Source organism: Winogradskyella sp. PC-19 (assembly GCF_002163855.1).
Classification (GTDB): domain Bacteria; phylum Bacteroidota; class Bacteroidia; order Flavobacteriales; family Flavobacteriaceae; genus Winogradskyella.
Map to the genome: position 1 here is coordinate 138,966 of NZ_CP019332.1, position 15,827 is coordinate 154,792.

Here is a 15,827-nt window from a genome sequence, read left to right on the forward strand (position 1 = left end):
AGTATCTTTGTCCCGTATTTATTTCGGGATTTTTTTATGGTAAATTTTAACGGCAAATTATTAAATAATTCAGAGGCTAAAATAGATATCTCTAATCGAGGCTATAAGTATGGTGATGCTCTTTTTGAAACCATCAGAGTTGTAAGCGGAAAAGTTTTATTTCTTGAAGACCACTATTTTAGATTAATGGCATCTATGCGCATCATGCGTATGGATATACCTATGAATTTTACAATGGAATTTTTTGAAGAAGAAATCATAAAAACTGTAAAAGCTAACGAATTTTCTGGAAATTCAGCTAGAGTTAGACTTAACGTAGATAGAGGTGAAGGTGGAAAATACATACCTAATCAAAACGCAAATGTCAATTTTAATATAGTTGCCGAAACTTTAAATAACCCTTTTTACCAGACCAATAATTTCAAAGATTACATTGTAGACTTATATAAAGATTTTTATGTAGCACCTGGACTACTTTCTGGTCTAAAGTCAAATAATAAAGCAATACAAGTAATTGGTAGTATTTACGCTAAAGAAAATGGATGGAATAACTGTTTGGTTTTAAATACTAACAAAAGTATTATAGAGGCTTTAAATGGAAATTTATTTTTGGTTAAGGGCGAAAATATTAAAACGCCACCATTAGAAGATGGATGTCTCAAAGGCGTAATGCGTAAGCAAATTTTGAGCTTACTTCAAAATAATCCAAATTATAATATCGAAGAAGCTTCAATTTCTCCTTTTGAACTCCAGAAAGCAGATGAATTATTTATTACAAATACGATTGTAGGTATACAGTCTATTGGTCAATACCGTAAAAAGAAATATAATAATACAGTAGCTGAAGATATTTTAAAAAGTCTAAATGTAAAATTAAGATTGGGCTAGTTGTAGCTAGGATTTTCAGGTGCATTTGACCAAATGGAATATTCCCCACCCATTTCTAGCATTTTTTCTTTCCAAAATTCATTACAACACTTAGATATGAGTTTGTTATTGTAAGTGTTTTTTGAAACTACCCAAGCACGGGAATCTAATTCATCGTTGAGTTGCTTTTCTTCCCAACCAGAATATCCAAGGAAAAACTTAATATCCTCACATGTTATTTTTCGAGTATTGATAAGCTCTAATACGGTGCCAAAATCGCCACCCCAAAAAATACCTTGAGAAATTTCTATGCTATTTGGTATTAAATCTGGTGATTTGTGTATAAAATAAAGATTATCCTGTTCTACAGGACCACCATTATATACAGGGAATTCAGACTCTGTACCTTCAATTATATCTTTGAGATTATAATCTAATTTTTTGTTTAATATAAAACCTACGGAACCCAAATCGTTATGGTCCGCCAAAAGTACGACAGCTCTATTGAAAGATAAATCTCCAATAATAGATGGTTCTGCAATTAATAAACTTCCTTTTTCTGGCTTTTTCACGGTTGGTTTCGTAGTTATACTATACTAAAAATAGCGATATTTTTTTTATAAGCAATTAATTATATATCAAATTTATGCAAACAAAAAAGCCTACTTAAAAAAGTAGGCTTTAATATCGTAAACAAATTAAGCTTAGTTTACAGCATCACTTAAGTCAGAACCTGCCTTAAATTTTACTACATTTTTTGCTTTAATTTTTATTGTTTTTCCTGTTTGTGGATTTCTTCCGTCTCTTGCAGCTCTACGAGTAACTGACCAAGAACCAAAACCTACTAAAGATACGCGGTTACCTTTTTGTAAAGATCCTTCGATATCGATTAATAATCCGTCTAATGCTTTCTTAGCTGCAGCTTTTGTGATACCTGCATTTTCAGCCATGTTGTTAACTAAATCTGTTTTGTTCATAAAATGTTAAATTTAAATTATTAAATGTTTGGATTCTAACATAAATGTTAAAACCAATAACAAATTTATACGTATAATCCACTCATGCAAGGAAAACCCTAGTAAATACGCGGTTTTGTTGATAACTCGACCGATTTGTTAATAAAGGTGTGCATTTTATCGATGTTTTCTCGAATCCTAATGAGAATAAGGGTTTAGAGCATTTTTGCATTTTTATTAAATTCAAAACCATTTAATAATGATTTTGCATCCATTTTTCGCTTATTAGGTAGTTGTAATTCTTTGATATTAATGAATCCATTTTTACAGGCTACTTTTATTTCATTATCAGAAATTTTTATTGTGCCATTTTCATAATTGTGCAATTCTTCAATCTTTGAAACACCATAAACTTTTACAGAAATTTTTTCGTCTTCCGCATTGTTCAAATAACACCATGCAGTAGGAAAAGGATTTAATCCTCGAATCTTATTATATATAAGGTCTAAATTCTGATTCCAGTCAATTTTACAATTATCTCGATTTAGTTTATAAGCTGTTTTTAAATCTTCACTTTTTGGTTGTATTGTTGTTTCAACCTTATCGTTTTCGATAAGTCTAACTGTTTTAATAACTAAATCGCTTCCTATATCCATTAATTTATCATGAAGTTTACCCACAGTTGCATCTTTAGCTACATCTGTTTCTTTTTTCATTATAATTGCACCAGTATCTATTTTCTCATCGATAAAGAATGTTGTAACACCAGTTTTTTCTTCACCATTAATAATAGCCCAATGTATTGGTGCAGCTCCACGATAGTTTGGTAGAAGTGAAGCATGTAAATTAAAGGTGCCGTATTCTGGCATATCCCAAACTACTTTTGGTAACATTCTAAAAGCAACTATTATTTGAAGATTTGCTTTTAATGAAGTTAATTCTTCAATAAACTCTTCAGATTTAAGATTTGTAGGTTGCATGATTTTCAAATCGTTTGCTAATGCAAATTCTTTAACTGCAGATGATTTTAGTTTTCTGCCACGACCTGCAGGTCTATCAGGTGCAGTTATAACACTAACAACATTATAATTATGGTCTAATAGATTTTTTAAAGTCGCGACAGCAAAATCTGGCGTTCCCATAAAAACAATTCTTAAATCTCTCTTTTTTGTCATTTTAGCTTGTAAGTATTTGTAGGTGTAACTATAATTGTTTCATCTTTAGTGAGCAAAGATAATACTTGTAAAAGTTCTGCTTGGCTACATTCTATATGGTGTAACAAGTCTCTAGAAGATCTATCTTTTTCTTTTAATAATAATAAAATTCTTTCCTCTATAGATTTTATTGAGGTTTTAGTCGAAGTTTTTTGTTTTGATAAACAAACTGAGCAGATACCACAGTTTTCTGTAGATGTTTCATCGAAATAACTTAATAATTGAATGCTTTTGCAGATTGTATCATTGTTAGTATAATCGACAACGCTCTTTATTTGACGTTTTTTCTGAGCCTGCTGTTGTTCTATAATACCAATTATTGGATTAATAGTTTTTTCGTCTTCTCTTGGTTTTATGAATGTAATTTCAGAATCTGTATTGGCGATATTAAGTTCTATAATATTGTGTCGTTCCAAATCTTTTAAAATAGCAATGATTTGTTTGGAATTGGTTTCAGCTTTATTAGCTACCAATTCAACATTAATTTTTGTTGGATAATCTATTATACCTCCATAAGTTCTCAAAAGTGCTTTTATAGCTTTGTCTTGAGATTTATTATTTTCTAAATATTTAAATATAGAAGTATTACTTACTTTAAACTGAACTGTAGTTTTATAATTAAAACGCTGGTCGAGCGAAATAATACTGTTGCTATCTAATATTCGAAGTGCATTAAAAGTAAGCGTGTTTTTTAGACCATAGATATTACAAAATGTTTTAAAGTTAAGTTGGTGTAATGTGTTTTGACCTTCACCATAAGATATCTGAAAATAACTGCATAGCTTTTTATAGACATATTTTATGGCATCGATTGAAGGTAGTGTATTTAAAAACTGAGACTTTAGTCTATCTTCATCTACATTTTTCTTCAATATTACAGCAATTGCATTTTGTCCATTTCGACCAGCACGACCGGCTTCTTGATAATAACTTTCTAAACTTTCTGGTAAATTATAATGAATAATACTCTTTACATCTGCTTTATCAATTCCCATACCAAAAGCTGTTGTAGCTACCATTATAGGTTTTTGATTGTTTGTCCATTGCTGTAAACGTTCAGTTTTTTCAACATTGGTCAAGCCACCATGGTAAAATGTTGCTTCGAACCCTTTTGAAATTAAATAGTCCGAAATGCTTATTGTAGCTTTTCTGCTTCTAGCATATATAATCGAAGCACCATTATATTGTTTTAAAAGGGTTTCTAAATGATAGTTTTTATCTTCTGTATTAATGACTTGGTAACTAATATTTTCTCGTTTAAAAGATCCTTTAAAAACCTTTGCATCTATAAAGTCTAATGCGTCGATTGTGTCTTTTACAACTTCGGCTTTTGCTGTAGCAGTCAATGCAATACAACTGACACTTGGTTGCAGTTCTCTTAATTTAGAAATTGTTTTATAAGCAGGTCTAAAATCGTTTCCCCATTGGCTAATACAATGTGCCTCATCAACGGCAATAAGATTTACGTTCATTTGCTGAATACGTTCTTGTACTATAGCTTGTTGTAAACGTTCTGGAGATAGATATAAAAACTTATAATTACCGTAAATACAATTGTCTAGTTGTGTGTCTAAATCGGCGTAAGATACCCCAGCAGAAATTGCCATGGCTTTTATACCTTTTTGTTTTAAGGTGTTAACTTGGTCTTGCATCAATGCTACTAAAGGAGAGATGACAATACATATACCAGGTTTAATTAATGCAGGAATCTGAAAACAAATCGATTTTCCGCCACCAGTTGGTAATAGTGCAAAAGTATCGTCATTATTAAGTACAGAAGTTATAATCTCTTCTTGTAATGGTCTAAAAGAGGTGTGATTCCAATAACGTTCTAATACTTCAATAGGATGCATATTACAAATCTAAAGTCTGTAATATAAAGTTAACTCTTTCTTTAACAGTCCCAAAAGGAACCTCGATTAAATTATAACCGTATTTAGTGTAGGTTTCAGCCAAATGTGTGTGTATGGTTACGGATTGTTCAAAATTTTCATAACGTTCACTATCTGGGGTAAAAATAGCTTCCCATGGTGGTAGTAAAAAGACAAGATCATATTTATGAATTTCGCAAGACTTTACGAAATGTTCAGGGTAATCATCACCGATATAATCCATGTATGCCAAAACATCCGGAATACCTCTGTCTAAAAATACAACTTCAGTCTTTTCATCGTTAGCACCTTTAAATTGCTGAGCTCGTCCTTCTAATAACTTCTCACTAAATAGAAGTGGCTCTGTTAAAAATAGCTGCTCAATTCCATCTTTTCTTGCTTGCAAAGTGATTTGTCTAGAAATTTCATCATAACACATATAACCACTGTTCTTTAGTAAGTTAATTATCGATGTTTTTCCTGTTCCTGGACCACCAGTAATAGCTATTTTTTTTGGATTCAAATCTGAAAATATTTTGTCACAAAATTCGGAATTAAAATTTAATTAAAAACTATAAACTTAAATGTATCTTTGCAGTTCAAAAATTGGTTATGAGTACATCAGATAAATCGGAAGCATTTTACAAAAAATTAAAATCTCAATTACAAGACACAGCACTTTGGCCATCGGAGTATTTGTATAAGTTTATCATAACTACAGATGCATCAAAAATTAAGAAATTAAGCAACTTGTTCAATAATCAAGGAGCTGTTATTACGACCAAAGAGTCTAAAAACGGAAAATATACAAGTGTGTCGATTAATGTTAAGATGAAAAACCCTGACGCAGTTATTTCTAAATATAAAGAAGTAGCAGAAAAAATAGAGGATGTAATTTCTCTATAATTTTGGTGTAGCTATCTAAATTTTTGTACTTTGCGACAGAACCAGTAACTACAGGTTCTGATATAATTTACTACACATTTTTACAATTTTGATAGACGATTTAGAATACAACACGGAGCGTGAGCATTTGATTATTCCAGAATATGGACGCCATCTTCAAAAGATGATTAATCATGCAAAATCACGTGAAACAAAAGAAGAACGTAACAAATTAGCAAAATCAATCATTTCGGTGATGGGTAATTTGCAACCACATTTAAGAGATGTTGCGGATTTTCAGCACAAACTTTGGGATCAACTTTTTATAATGGCAGATTTTGACATCGACGTTGATTCTCCATACGACAAGCCAGAGCGCGAAGTTTTACAGGCTAGACCTGAGCCATTAAAATATCCTCAGAATTTCCCTAAATATCGTTTTTATGGTAATAATATAAAAACTATGATTGATGTAGCTATCACTTGGGAAGATGGCGAAATGAAAGAGGCATTGACTTACACCATTGCAAACCACATGAAAAAGTGTTTCCTTAATTGGAATAAAGACACGGTTGAAGATGCTGTGATTTATGATCACCTTTTCGAACTATCAAACGGTGCTTTGAACCTTAAAGATAGCGAAGAAACGTTAAGTGATTCTAACAGTTTATTGCGAACAAAATCCAAATACGGAAATAAGAGCAATAACAACAAGAAAAATAACAACAAGAAAAAATATTCCAATAATAGAAAACGTTACTAGAAACGTATGGGAACATTTAAAATAGAAGGTGGCCACCAACTTAAAGGCGATATAACGCCTCAAGGCGCAAAAAACGAAGCATTACAAATTTTATGTGCAGTTTTATTAACTCCAGAAACGATTATTATTGATAATATCCCAGATATTGTCGATGTCAATAAGCTTATAAAACTGCTTATAAACCTTGGTGTCGAAGTCGAAAAACTAGCACCAAACAAATATTCTTTCAAAGCAGAGAATGTCAATCTTGACTACTTAGAGTCTGAAGCTTTTAAAGTCGAAGGCCGTGGACTCAGAGGTTCTATAATGATTGTTGGACCAATGCTTGGGCGTTTTGGAAAAGGATATATCCCAAAACCCGGTGGCGATAAAATTGGTCGTCGTCGTTTAGACACGCATTTTGAAGGTTTTATTAATCTAGGTGCAAAGTTTAGATATAACAGAGAAGATTATTTCTACGGTGTAGAAGCAGATGAGCTTACAGGAACATACATGCTTTTAGACGAAGCTTCAGTAACTGGTACTGCAAATATTGTAATGGCTGCAGTTTTAGCAAAAGGCGAAACAACAATTTATAATGCCGCTTGCGAACCCTATTTACAACAACTTTGTAAAATGCTTAATCGCATGGGTGCAAAGATTACTGGTGTTGGTTCTAATATGCTAAAAATTGAAGGTGTCGAAAGCCTTGGCGGAACAGAACATAGAATGTTACCAGATATGATTGAGATTGGTAGTTGGATTGGTCTTGCTGCGATGACAAAATCAGAGCTTACGATTAAGAATGTGAGTTGGGATGATTTGGGAGTAATACCAAGTGTGTTTCGTAAAATAGGTATCACAGTAGAGCGTAAAGGAGACGATATCCATATACCAGCACATAAAGATGGTTACGAAATACAAAGTTATATCGATGGTTCTATCCTAACAATATCAGATGCGCCATGGCCTGGTTTTACGCCAGATTTATTAAGTATTGTTTTAACTGTACTTATCCAAGCTAGAGGAGAAGCAGTGGTACATCAAAAAATGTTTGAAAGTCGTTTATTCTTCGTGGATAAATTGATTGACATGGGTGCAAAAATTATTTTGTGTGACCCACACCGAGCTACTATAATAGGGCATGACTTTAAATCTCAATTGAAAGCAACGACAATGACTTCGCCAGATATTAGAGCAGGAGTATCCTTATTAATAGCAGCATTGTCTGCAAAAGGCACATCAACTATTCACAATATCGAACAGATTGATAGAGGTTACGAAAACATAGATGGACGTTTAAAAGCCATCGGTGCAAAGATTGAACGTTTAGAAGGAAATTAATAATCCAATAATCTTCTGAAATCTAAAATATTACCAAAACACAAAGCCTCAAGATGTCTTGAGGCTTTTTTATGCATTGTAAAATAGGCTAGAATTTAATCTAACTGTACTAGGATAGACTTGCTTTTATTCAAACCAATATAGAAATTAGGTTTGTTAACCATGTCCTTAAGTTCACTAAAGAAAAAATGTAACGGTATTATAAATCAATGTTTTTTTGAAGTATAATATTTTATAGCTTTAACTTCTAAAATATTCAAGTAATATATATCACCAATATAGAAAATCTTAACAAACTTTTTTATCATTTCGAAAAAAAACAAACAGTACAGGAAGCACTTATTTCTCTATGGTTTTAAATTCTTAATAAATAACAACTGATTTTCTATCTATCGTATTTCAAAATTTTAAGTATTGTTTGGTTGCGATATAATTTTCATAAAAAATTATTAGCTTTTTGACCAAATATATTTCCGTATAAGTCTGTCCATTATTTTTTTAATTTGTCAGGAGTATTTTGTCGTAAATTATATATAAAATAAATAGTATCTATATTGTGATCCAAAAACTTACTAAAGTTAAAATTTATAATAGTCTATTATCATTATTTTTCTATTTTATTTTATTTGTAACGTACTGTCTTAGTTAAATACCATAATTGAAGTAATTTATAACGGTATTTTATTTTTATTATGCGTCTTAAATCTAAGTGTTATAAATAGTTTAAAATGTAAAATTTTATTAAAAAAACAAAAAGGATACTCCTTTAATTATCAATAAAAATTTCAGTCTGATCGCCCTCTCCCAACAAACCATAAGTGATTAAAAACCTAGGATAGGAACCAGAATTTTCAGGTGCTTCTGATTTTCCTTGTTTTAACTGAATATTACTAATTGGATATTCTTGTTTTATAAAAGTATTTATTTGTTTTATTAGATGCTCTCCTCTTAGTACAACCATACTATCAATGGGTTTGTCTTTAGTCAGAGTTCTTAAAGTTTGCTTGATAGTCAAGGAATCGTTACCAACCTTATTTTGTAAATAAACATAAAAGTCCTTTTCATCCTTAATGTAATCTTTCTGAGTCTCTTTATTATATTGTGATCCAATATATTCGGCTTCAAGCGCTTCTTTTAATAAAGTTGAATCCACGTAATATGTCATTGTAATTTTAAGTGAATCTTTTTTACGTTCTAAATTTAATAATTTAGACAGCTGTCTTTTGTGCTTTTTAGATAATAGAGTATCGGTGTATTTAAAATTTAATTCTTCTAACTCTTTTGGATCTCCTCCAACTAGACCAACTAAAAAGTTAACGGGTGCTGCTACTGTTTTTCCAATAACATTCTTGAAAGTTTTCCAAATAATGGGACCAAGATTCGTGCTTGGATCCTTTAAATCGCCTTTGACAGGTATATCTAATTCAACATCACCATTTTTATCTGTGAGTAAAAAGAAGGCAAACTTTAACGGTAAGTCATACAAGCCTCCTTTAGAATTCTCTAAAGATGCGTTTTTAATAATAAGCTTATTTCTACTCTCAATGTTACCATTTGTTAATTTTGATTTTGAAAAGTAGTACATATCGCCTTTTAAAATCCTGTGCCCCATATAATAATTCGTGTAAATATTCAGATCTTCTAATAAAAAGTTTTCTACCGCAATATCTAAAGTTGAATTCAAAAAATTATTGGGATCAATACCAATTTCAGATTTTAAAGTTCCTCGCTCATTAAGTAACATTGTTGCATAAATATCTAACCATTCGCTTGAATTAGTAATACTGTCTGAGTCAATTTTAATTGCACTTAAATTATAATTAAAAGGTTCTCCTGTTAAATTATCAGTGTAGTCTAAAACACCATTATTTAAATTAAACTTATTTACGGCATACCTAAGATTTGTATTAGACTGTTTTTGAATACTGTCAAAGCTAGCTGGAAGGGAGCTTTCTTTTTCTGTTTGATCAATTTTAAAAATTCGAAAGAAATTATTTGAAAGTGAATCTAATTCAAAAAAAGTATAGGAGTTTTCGATACTTATAAAATCAAAAATATAATTTTTGTTGTAATAATCAAGAGATTGTATTTGGGTATTGATATCTTTTGCAGATAAAAATAGGCGATTACTAGCGTCAATCATCTCAAAATTATTAACATTAAAGTCTCCTGAAACTAATGACTTTTTGATTTCATTTGTATTGCCTTCTATTTTTATATTTGAACTTAATAAGCCTTTAAAGTTATTTAATTCTGCATATTCAGCGATGTATTCGTAAAATGACTGTAATGACAAATCATTAAGGGTAATCTCAGCATCAAATGCACCATTAATTGGATTGATGTTAAATAACGATTGAAAGTAACCACCGTTATTAAATTTAAATGCAATATCAGCATTACTTTTTTTCTGTTGGTCCCAAACGATCTTGGGTATAGTAAATGATAAATCGTTAATATGGGTTTCTTTATCAATGTTTTTGTCATCAAAAATAAAATGGGCATCTTTTAGTTCAATATTGGATATATTGTATTTAAGAGGTTTGGTTAATTCTTTACTAACAGAGTCCTTTGGTTTTTTGTAAAATGCTGTTAAATCGTCAAAATTAAAGCTGCTATTTTTCATTATTGCTTTAAGTCTTAATCCTTTTGCATAAAATTGTTCTATTTCTATTTTATCTTTTATTAATTGCAACGGTTCTAGATTGAGGATTAAGGTATCTAACGAAGAAAATAAATCGGTATCGTTATTTTCATACATTTTGAAATCATACACTTTGATAGTGCTTGTAAAGTAATTATACTTTAGACTACCCACATTAATTTTCGTCCAATTAATTCTTTACTATTATTTACAAGATAGTTTTTAATTAATGTTGGAGATATAAGCATTATGATTATGAGGACTGATGTAAATCCAATCAGAATTTTTATTTTTCTGTTCATTTAGATAGAATTTAACTTCCCGATACTGATTTGTTTGTTTCAATAAAATATCACAAAACCACTAGTTTTTTTTATTGGTAATATTTGGCTGATTACTTCCAGTAAGATGATCTATAAGCTTTGATATTGGACTCTTGGTTTCAGAATTTAAATGACTAGGTACTGTGGTCACACTCCCATCTCTAGCAGCTGTATATCCTGGGGACAATATCTCTATACCTGCCTCGTCAAAAACATCCAAAATATACTTATGAATTTCTGAGTAGATAAAGGGTGTTTTTTTATATGCTTCAGTATATGCATTAAGCTCATACGACACATAAAAATCATCAAGACTGGTTTGTAACACGAATGGTGCAGGATCTTTAAATAAAAGTGGAGCACGATTTGCAGCTTTTAATAGTAAGTCATTTGCGGTCTCCCAGGGTACATCATAACCTAAAGTAATAGTAGTGTGTACGATTAAATTTCCTGTTTCAGGACTAGAATAATTAATAATATTACCGACAAGTATATTGGCGTTAGGAATGGTTACATCTTCGTTTTTTGTAGTTCTCAAATGGGTCACTAAAATAGTTTTATTAATGATATCACCAACAAGGTTATCAATTTTTACACGATCACCTATCTGAAAAGGACGCATATAAGTGATGACTATGCCTGCGATAATATTGGCGATGGCAGATGTAGATCCAAATGAGATAATGGCGCCAATAAATATTGAAACACCTTGAAACGCAGATGAACCTGATCCCGGTAAATATGGAAATATTAAAACAAGCGCAAAAGCATAAATAAAAATGGTAAGTAATTTACCAGTAGGCTTAGCCCAATCTTTATGAAAGTTGTGTAATTGTAATTTCTCTCTTTCTATATCAGTGGTAATGACGTTAAGCACTCTTGCAAAATAGCGCGCTGTAATTCCAATGATAATAATAAAAAATAGTGACGGTATAAAATCGATAATACCATTAAATATATAAATCACGGGTTCTTCTATGTATATATAAAATTTCTGAACCAACTTCTCAGAGAATGGAAAAAAACTAAACATAAAAGGAGTTCCTATGAATAGAAGAAAAATAATTAATCCTATTCGTAATACGTTCATTAAAAAAACAAAAATATTATTTGAATTTCCTGGAATGAAATACCTTAATAAACTTCCATTACGATTTAAAAAATGACGTTCAATTTTAGATAGCCGCTTATTAATTTTTGAAAACAAAAGATTAATCAGCCTAACAATGCCATACAACGCCAATAAGCATAGTAGAAATGAACCAATACGTTTGAACCATTCTATGTTACTAATAATTGAATTTTTTTCAAAATGTTCTTTAATATTTTGTTTCCTTAATTTGGCAAGTATTTCTATAGGCTTACCTTCTAAGATGGCATCGCCTTGAGTTACTGTTAATAGCAAGTTTCTATTACAGCTAATCTCAATATAATCATGACTAGTTTTTAAATAAAAACTATCGGTGAGTTTATTATAGCTGGAGGCAAGAATTTTTAGATTTTTATTTATCGCACGCGCTCTAACGGTTGCAGGATAATTTCCTTTAACACTTTTAATGAAGAAAAGGGTATCATTTTTAGAAATAACAGGAACCTTCTCTAACTCTTGTACAGAGTTTTTAACATCATTCTGTTTACTATTTTGCTTTGAACTTGTATCTTGACCATATAATAAATGGCTTACTAAAGTGATAATTAACAAACAACATATATTTCTTCTCATAAACTAAATATTACATAAAATCATATTCTGTAAAACAAGATTTAGATTGATAGATTATTTAACGTTAATTTTAATTTGTACATAAAGAAGGTGTCATTAATTTTTAAATTAAAATCAAACATTTTAGTAAACACTATAAAATGAGTAGACTGCTACAATATTGTAAAACCAACTAATAATGAAAAAACTTTATTTTTTCCGCTGTAATTAGTATTGTCATTAACATCAGAAATACCAAAAATATAACGCGCTTCTAGACGAAGACCAAAAGGAATATCTAGTCCTAATCCAACCACGCCAGATAAATCAAACTTATTGATATCTATATCATTAATAACACCACCTGGTTGTGTAATCTTTATTTTTTCATCTAATACAAAACCAAATTGAGGTCCTACTTGGAAATGGAGTTTACTGATTAGACGGTGTTTGTAAACCACAGGGATGTTCAGATAATTTAAATCAAAATCTCCTCCGGTTAATTTTGCACCTTGTTTTGAGTATAAGGCGTCAGCCCTGATACCAGATTTATCGTTGAAATTAATACCGGCAAAAATGCCACCAACAAAACCTGTCTTATTTTTTAGCTCCGAAGCATCACTTAAATTTGAAAAGTTCATACCTAATTTCACTCCAAAATCAACTCCTTGCGCATACGTGATGTGGGTTACTAAAATAGCAGTCAATAATATTAATTTTTTCATATTGATTTTTTTTGTTGAAGATAATAAATCGATTTATTTAATTATACGCATTGTTAGCACCTAACGGCTTTAATGTTTTTTTTTTTTTTCTTTAATTTGTAACCAGCTTTTTTAATAAGGAAATAACCAAATGAAAGGGCAATAATAAGTGAGGAAATTCCGAAAATAGTAAGAGGTTCTAGATGTTTATAATCTAAATCAATAACATGTCTAGAAATTCCTATAAGAGCTACGAGTAAAACGATTTCGACATGTACAACGTCCTCTTTAAGGTACATTTTAATAGTGTGTAAAAGCTCAATTCCGATTAATACTGAAAGGAAACCACCAAATATACCGTGTAGATGTTTCATAATGTTATTTTCTGAAAAAGAGTCTTGAATCGCTGATAGTATACCTCCCAATAACAGTGATAAAAAGACTATAGTTGTATATGCTACGATAATTAATAAGCCAAAAAGTAGAGCTATGATAATTATTCGTTCTGTTTTTTCTACAATTTTAAGTATCATTTTCATTATGTTTAAGTTTGCTGCTAACGTCCACTGTGTATGGCGTAGTGAGGCGCGCCTCATGGAAAGCCATTGTTGCGCCTCATTAGCTATACACGCTGTTGTATGTAGTTTCGTGTGTAGTTCACGTAGACTTGACTAAATATACATAAAATCGGCGAGGTGCGACAAACAGTGGACGTTGGTATGTAATTAGTAGAAAGGAAGCGTTTGCAAAACGCGATTCTACGTGCCGCAGGCAATTACATACCAACGGTCTTGTGTATGGTTAGTTGCGTGTTTAAGCAACTAATTTAGCAAACATTCACGAGCCAGAGAAAATTCCGAAGGAATTTTCTCAGTAGGCAGTGACCAAGCAATTAATTATACACGTTTTAGTAGCATGTTTTTTTTAGATAAAAATCTTAATGTGAATTATGTTGGTTTGATAATTAGTAATTTATAATTAATCCTTAACAATAACACCTTCTTCATAAGTAACTGTTTTGATTAGTTTTCCGTTCACATCGTATTCATTAACTACGCCTTCACCATTGATAAAAGTTCCTTTATTTAATGGGTTTCCTTGCCCATCAAAACAATTAATTATATCTGTTAGTCCACCATAACTAAATAAAGCAGTTTTATATAATTTACCATTCTCATGGTAATATAGCCACTCACCGTCTTGAGCATCTTGTGGCCATCCTAATTTTAATCCTATACTAGCTATCTGACCATTACGATGATAATATTTCCAGTTATAATCTCCAGATTCATCATCTCTAATACATTCAGAACTAACAGCACCATTTTCATAATAACTCGTTCTAAGCAATATATATCCATAAGACATATCAGCTTTTACTTTTACCTGACCGTTTTCATAATAATAAAAATATTCGCCTTCTAATTTGTCATTTTTATAAAATGATTTCTCCCCGATTTTCCCACTTTTATAATACAATATTTGAATTCCTGTTCTTTCTCCATTTATAATTTCTTTCTCCACGTTTTTACCTCCTTCTTTATTAAAAGATATATACTTACCATTTAACTTATCATTATTAAAATTTGTCTCTACCTCTAATTGTCCGTTTTCAAAATAAGAATAAAACGGACCATTTGCCTTTCCATTAAGATAAGTACTCTTGTTTTTTAATTGTCCATTTTCGTAATACGATTTTCTTTCGCCGTTTAATTCTCCATTACTGAAGTTTGCTATTAAATTTGGTTGAGAATTTTCATAATAGGTTTTAGTTAATCCGTCTAACTTTCCTGCATCATTAAAGTAATCTACAGATTTTAAATCACCGCTAGGATAGAATTTTTTATGTTCACCTATTTTTAAATTATTAGCAAAATTACCTGATGATAAAACAATTCCTTCTTTAGAGTAGGTTTTATAAACACCATGGTATAAATCATTTTTTAAATTGATCAATGTTGATATTTGTCCACTTTCATAATATTCCTTACCTAATCCTGACATTTTTCCATTGTTAAAATGCACCACTCGTTCAAGTTTTCCTGACGGGAAATAGTATTTTGTTTCTCCTGTTAATTCCCCATCCTTTTTTGCACTTTCTATTTTAATATTTCCATTTTCATAATATTCTATGTAAGGTGTTTGTCCAAAAGAATAGAAGTTAATAAAGATTGCAATAAGTATGATTTTGAAATTCATTTGTTTATTAATTATAAATTTAGTTTGCCAAATGTGCTACAACGTCCACTGTGTATGGCGTAGTGAGGCGCGCCTCATGGAAAGCCATTGTTGCGCCTCATTAGCTATACACGCTGTTGTATGTAGTTTCGTGTGTAGTTCACGTAGACTTGACTAAATATACATAAAATCGGCGAGGTGCGACAAACAGTGGACGTTGGTATGTAATTAGTAGAAAGGAAGCGTTTGCAAAACGCGATTCTACGTGCCGCAGGCAATTACATACCAACGCAGCGCTATGTGCAGTTCTGCGTTTGGATTTAGTTTTTGTGTATCGAAGATACGATAAAAAGTAAATACAATAGAGCAGACCAAATTGCATTTAGCGACCTGATAT

At 31.0% G+C, this 15,827-nt stretch carries 15 protein-coding genes; 4 read left to right on the forward strand and 11 right to left on the reverse strand.

Annotation, left to right across the window (positions count from 1 at the left end; genetic code table 11):
* Nucleotides 1-36 precede the first annotated feature (36 nt).
* Nucleotides 37-888 carry an aminotransferase class IV gene (locus BTO05_RS00640; protein ID WP_087490799.1) on the forward strand — a complete coding sequence of 284 codons (852 nt, stop codon included), beginning with the start codon at nucleotides 37-39 and terminating at the stop codon, nucleotides 886-888.
* On the opposite strand, the gene BTO05_RS00645 is transcribed toward BTO05_RS00640, so the two are convergent.
* The 5 genes from BTO05_RS00645 to BTO05_RS00665 all read right to left on the reverse strand — a co-directional run bounded on the left by BTO05_RS00645 (nucleotide 885) and on the right by BTO05_RS00665 (nucleotide 5,431).
* Nucleotides 885-1,439, reverse strand: coding sequence for a YqgE/AlgH family protein (locus BTO05_RS00645; RefSeq protein ID WP_087490800.1), 555 nt, complete (start codon nucleotides 1,437-1,439; stop codon nucleotides 885-887). The two genes, BTO05_RS00640 and BTO05_RS00645, sit on opposite strands and share 4 nt — an antisense overlap.
* Before the next feature lie 132 nt (nucleotides 1,440-1,571).
* Entirely contained in the window at nucleotides 1,572-1,844 is a 273-nt protein-coding gene (locus BTO05_RS00650) for an HU family DNA-binding protein (protein WP_087490801.1), read from the reverse strand.
* Between the two features lie 194 nt (nucleotides 1,845-2,038).
* Nucleotides 2,039-2,998, reverse strand: coding sequence for a methionyl-tRNA formyltransferase (gene fmt / locus BTO05_RS00655; RefSeq protein WP_087490802.1), 960 nt, complete (start codon nucleotides 2,996-2,998; stop codon nucleotides 2,039-2,041).
* Entirely contained in the window at nucleotides 2,995-4,890 is a 1,896-nt protein-coding gene (locus BTO05_RS00660) for an ATP-dependent DNA helicase RecQ (protein ID WP_087490803.1), read from the reverse strand. Before BTO05_RS00660 ends, fmt begins: the two co-directional genes overlap by 4 nt.
* A gap of 1 nt (nucleotide 4,891) precedes the next feature.
* Nucleotides 4,892-5,431 carry an AAA family ATPase gene (locus BTO05_RS00665; RefSeq protein ID WP_087490804.1) on the reverse strand — a complete coding sequence of 180 codons (540 nt, stop codon included), beginning with the start codon at nucleotides 5,429-5,431 and terminating at the stop codon, nucleotides 4,892-4,894.
* Between the two features lie 89 nt (nucleotides 5,432-5,520).
* On the opposite strand from BTO05_RS00665, the gene BTO05_RS00670 reads away from it, so the two are divergent.
* From BTO05_RS00670 to murA, 3 genes are all read left to right on the forward strand, one after another.
* Nucleotides 5,521-5,814, forward strand: coding sequence for a DUF493 family protein (locus BTO05_RS00670; RefSeq protein WP_087490805.1), 294 nt, complete (start codon nucleotides 5,521-5,523; stop codon nucleotides 5,812-5,814).
* An 88-nt stretch (nucleotides 5,815-5,902) separates the two neighbouring features.
* On the forward strand, nucleotides 5,903-6,556 hold the full coding sequence (locus BTO05_RS00675; RefSeq protein ID WP_087490806.1) for a DUF4290 domain-containing protein: 654 nt from the start codon (nucleotides 5,903-5,905) through the stop codon (nucleotides 6,554-6,556).
* Between the two features lie 6 nt (nucleotides 6,557-6,562).
* Nucleotides 6,563-7,879 (forward strand): UDP-N-acetylglucosamine 1-carboxyvinyltransferase, encoded by a 1,317-nt coding sequence (murA, locus tag BTO05_RS00680; RefSeq protein WP_087490807.1) that lies wholly within the window; start codon nucleotides 6,563-6,565, stop codon nucleotides 7,877-7,879.
* A 766-nt stretch (nucleotides 7,880-8,645) separates the two neighbouring features.
* Here the strand turns inward: murA and BTO05_RS00685 are convergent.
* The 6 genes from BTO05_RS00685 to BTO05_RS00705 all read right to left on the reverse strand — a co-directional run bounded on the left by BTO05_RS00685 (nucleotide 8,646) and on the right by BTO05_RS00705 (nucleotide 15,451).
* Nucleotides 8,646-10,640, reverse strand: coding sequence for a DUF748 domain-containing protein (locus BTO05_RS00685; protein WP_087490808.1), 1,995 nt, complete (start codon nucleotides 10,638-10,640; stop codon nucleotides 8,646-8,648).
* 44 nt (nucleotides 10,641-10,684) lie between these two features.
* Entirely contained in the window at nucleotides 10,685-10,825 is a 141-nt protein-coding gene (locus BTO05_RS13910) for a hypothetical protein (RefSeq protein ID WP_157662497.1), read from the reverse strand.
* Nucleotides 10,826-10,886: 61 nt separating this feature from the next.
* Nucleotides 10,887-12,569, reverse strand: coding sequence for a mechanosensitive ion channel family protein (locus tag BTO05_RS00690; protein WP_087490809.1), 1,683 nt, complete (start codon nucleotides 12,567-12,569; stop codon nucleotides 10,887-10,889).
* Nucleotides 12,570-12,721: 152 nt separating this feature from the next.
* Nucleotides 12,722-13,273 (reverse strand): porin family protein, encoded by a 552-nt coding sequence (locus BTO05_RS00695; RefSeq protein ID WP_087490810.1) that lies wholly within the window; start codon nucleotides 13,271-13,273, stop codon nucleotides 12,722-12,724.
* A gap of 53 nt (nucleotides 13,274-13,326) precedes the next feature.
* A complete protein-coding gene (locus BTO05_RS00700; RefSeq protein WP_157662498.1) occupies nucleotides 13,327-13,785 on the reverse strand; it encodes a phosphate-starvation-inducible PsiE family protein in 459 nt (152 codons plus the stop codon).
* A 445-nt stretch (nucleotides 13,786-14,230) separates the two neighbouring features.
* Nucleotides 14,231-15,451 (reverse strand): toxin-antitoxin system YwqK family antitoxin, encoded by a 1,221-nt coding sequence (locus tag BTO05_RS00705; protein ID WP_087490812.1) that lies wholly within the window; start codon nucleotides 15,449-15,451, stop codon nucleotides 14,231-14,233.
* Nucleotides 15,452-15,827: the final 376 nt, after the last annotated feature.